A 3363-nucleotide genomic window follows, 5' to 3' on the forward strand; every position below is an offset into this window, starting at 1 on the left:
GACGGCGTCCATCAAGGCGGCAAAATGGGCCGGGTCGTCGGTATTCGAGGGACGGTGGCAGGTCAGCAGACCGTATGCGCCCGCGCTCAAGCCGAGCCGGCGCAAGATGCCGGAACGCTGGCGCGCGGTTTCCGCATAGCTCAGAGTAGCGTCGGCAATGGTGTTGCCGGTGACGTGGATACGGCCGGCGTGGATGCCTTCCGCGGCCAGGTAGCCGGCCTGATTGGCGGTCGGGCAGAATAGGTGGTCGGAGAGATGGTCGATCAATACCCGGTTGATTTCCTCGGGCATGCTGCGGTCGTGGCTGCGCAAGCCGGCCTCGACATGGGCGACGGGAATGCCGAGCTTGTTGGCGGCCAGACCGCCGGCCAGCGCGCTGTTAGTGTCTCCCTGCACAACGACAACGGCGGGCCGCCGGGATAGCAGCACTCGTTCTATGCCGGTCAGCATGCGGCCGATTTGTTCGCCGTGGGAAAGGGAGCCGATACCCAGGTGGTGGTCGGGCTCGGGCAGTTCCAGTTCGTTGAAAAAAACCCGGTCCATCCGTTCGGCATAGTGCTGATTGGTATGAATAATCGAAAACGGCAGCCCTTCGCGGACGCTGGCCTGAATCAGCGACGCCAGCTTGATGATTTCGGGGCGCGTGCCCAGGATGTAAGTGATGTGCATGGTCTATCGGTGTAATGACGTAGAGAACAGGTCCCGGTACAAAGCGGCGTATCCGTTCGCCATGTGCTCCGCCGTGAAATAGTTCCAATAGCGTTGTTCCGCGCGGCGACCCATTTCGGCGGCCTCGGCCGGGTTATTCAGGAGGTGGAGCATGGCCGCGCGCAACGAGGCGGGATCGCTGGGCGGAACCACCAGCCCGGTTTCCCCGCCGATGTTGACATAGGTGGTGCCGGTGCCGATTTCGCATGAGATCATGGGCTTGCCGTGCATCGCCCCTTCCAGCAGCGAAATGCCGAAGGCTTCCGAACGCAAATGCGAGGGGAAGACCACCGCGTAGCAAAGCGTCAGCAGAGCCGCCTTGTCTTCTTCCGGCAAATAGCCGAAAAAATGGATGTGGCGCAGCTTGAGCCGTGCGGCTTTGCGCTTCAATTCGTTTTCCGTCGGCCCGGCGCCGACGATGGCGACGGCAATGCCGGTATCCTTGGCGGCTTCGAGCAGGATGTGCAGGCCTTTGTAGTAGCGCAATACGCCAACGAACAGAAAAAAACGCTCCCCCAGTTTTTCCCGCCAATACCGCAAGCGGGCAGGGGGCGGCATGGGATAGCCTGCTTTGTCCAATCCTATCGGTATGACGCTGACCTTGGCGGCGTAGTTTTGCAGCACCGGGCTGGTCGCCAGGTAATTGGGAGAAGTGGCGACTATACGGTCGACATCGAGCATAAACCGATTCATCAGCGGGCGGTAGAAGGTTAGCAGCAACCTTTGGCGGATGATGTCGGAGTGGTAGGTTAGCAGACAGGGTTTCTTGACGCGGCCGGCAAAATGCAGCAGGTCCATGAAGGGCCAGGGGAAATGGTAATGGATAATGTCGGCCTGCCGCGCAAGCCGGCTAAAGCACGGGAGTGCGGAGGCGGAAAACCCGGTCGATGCCAGCTGGAAATCGCGGCGGACGCGGTGGACGCGGTAGCCGTGCACCTCGAGCGGATGCGTATCCGCTGTCGCCGTCAATGTCAGAACATCCGTCTCGATGCCCAGTCTGTTGCTTCCCCTGGCAAGTTGATCGATGACTTGTTCGATGCCGCCCATGGTTTCCGGGAAAGCCGTTTTGAAGAAATGCAGTATGCGCATCGCCGGCCTGAATTTAGAGCCTTGAAGCCGCGGCATAGGCCCGTAGGGTCAGTTCCGCGCAGGCTTCCCAGCTAAACCGCGCCGCTTGCCGCAGGCCGTTTTCCCGAGCCGCCGCCCGCCATTCCCGGTTTTCCAGGCCCATGGCGATCAGCGAGGCGAGCCGCTCCGTGTCTTGCGGCGCAAACATGGCCGCCGCGTTACCGGCCACTTCGGGGAGCGAAGCTGTATCGGCGCATATAACGGGAACGCCCGAGGACATGGCTTCCAGTACCGGCAAGCCAAAGCCTTCGTAAAACGACGGAAAAACGAAGAGCCGGGCACCGGCGAACAAGGCCGGCAGGAGCGAGTCGGGAACGAAGCCCGGGTAACGCAGCCAGCCTTCCCGAGCCGCGCGCCGGATCCTGTCGAGTAGCGCCCGGTTGTTCCAGCCCGAGTGTCCCGCTAGAACCAGCGGGAACAGCCCGCGCAAGTATGGCGGCAAGCGTTCGTAGGCATCCAGCAGGACGCCGAGGTTCTTCCTCGGCTCCACGGTGCCCACGTAAAGGCAGTAACCGCCGGGAAGCAACCGGCTCGGCTTGAGCAGGGGCGTAAGTTCCGTGTCCGGGCGCGGGTAAAATATGCCGGCGCTTGCCAAGGGGGTTACGTAAATCCGTTCGGCGGGCCAGTTGAATTGCGCCATGATTTCCCGTTTGGAAAACTCCGAAACCGTGATGACGGCGGCGGCCCGCCGCAGCGCCAGCGCCGTTTCCTTGCGCAGAAATTTTACCCGGTCTTCCCGGTGGCAATCCGGCAGCGTGAATATCGAGATGTCGTGGATGGTAACGACGCTACGGCCGGCGAATTTCGGCAGATAGTAGTTGGTTCCGTGGTAAACGGCGTTGTTGAGGTGGCGGATGGAACTGGCTTTGCCGAAAGAATGGATTTTGCGGTAAGCATCGAGCAGCGGACCGTATTTGCAGAAGCCGTTGCGCAACCAAGCGACGGCGGTAGGTTGCCGCCGAGGTTCGGGAATATGGCGCAGCAGTTTTTCGCCGTGCGAAAACCAAATCTCGCCGATGTCCCGGCGTTGCGTCAATTGCCAGGCCAGCTGGCTGGTATAGCGGCCTATGCCCGTCAGCGGCTGCCTGATGGCATCGGTTGATAAAATAATATCCATTTAAGTTTCGGGGAGAGATTGGATTCTTACTTGGCGGCCGGTAAAGGCGGGGCGATTCCCCGGCGGACTGCGCGGAATGTTAATACGACGGGCGGCAGCAACAGCCAGACCGCCAGGAATACGGCGATAGCGACCGGCAGCGGGCGCCGGAGCAATATGGGGGTACGAAAGTCGGCCGGCAGGGTTTTAAATCGCCAAAGGTCGGCATACAACACCGGCCCCTGCAAATGCAAATCCAAGTCGTGCGAGACTTCTTGCGCTATCGGAGATTGAAGGTCGGTCGACGCAAACAGGTGTTTTTTCCGGTCGTCCAGCCAGGCGGCCAAGTCGCTGCCGGCAAGAGGGGGCGGGGTGCCGATACCGGCCAGGAAGCGGCCGCGCAATGCCATTTCCTCCTGCTGGCGGCGCAC

General features: G+C 61.1%; 4 protein-coding genes. All 4 read right to left on the reverse strand.

All coding sequences use genetic code 11. From position 1 onward, the window contains the following. A partial coding sequence (wecB, locus tag NP596_RS20620) for a non-hydrolyzing UDP-N-acetylglucosamine 2-epimerase (RefSeq protein ID WP_256617266.1) occupies positions 1-669 on the reverse strand: 669 nt, incomplete at its 3' end. Between the two features lie 3 nt (positions 670-672). Then, positions 673-1797, reverse strand: a complete 1125-nt coding sequence (locus NP596_RS20625) for a glycosyltransferase family 4 protein (RefSeq protein ID WP_256617267.1) — start codon at positions 1795-1797, stop codon at positions 673-675. Between the two features lie 13 nt (positions 1798-1810). Beyond that, positions 1811-2953: a glycosyltransferase family 4 protein gene (locus NP596_RS20630; protein WP_256617268.1), complete on the reverse strand. Its 1143-nt coding sequence runs from the start codon at positions 2951-2953 to the stop codon at positions 1811-1813. 26 nt (positions 2954-2979) lie between these two features. After that, positions 2980-3363 (reverse strand): hypothetical protein (locus tag NP596_RS20635; protein WP_256617269.1); only part of this gene is annotated, 384 nt, incomplete at its 5' end.

Source organism: Methylomonas rivi (assembly GCF_024505165.1).
GTDB classification, from domain to species: Bacteria; Pseudomonadota; Gammaproteobacteria; order Methylococcales; family Methylomonadaceae; genus Methylomonas; species Methylomonas rivi.

Bases quoted from the DNA above. Each gene is read 5' to 3' on its own strand.
- NP596_RS20625 (WP_256617267.1), bottom strand. From the start codon at position 1,797: ATGCGCATACTGCATTTCTTCAAAACGGCTTTCCCGGAAACCATGGGC.
- NP596_RS20630 (WP_256617268.1), bottom strand. From the start codon at position 2,953: ATGGATATTATTTTATCAACCGATGCCATCAGGCAGCCGCTGACGGGC.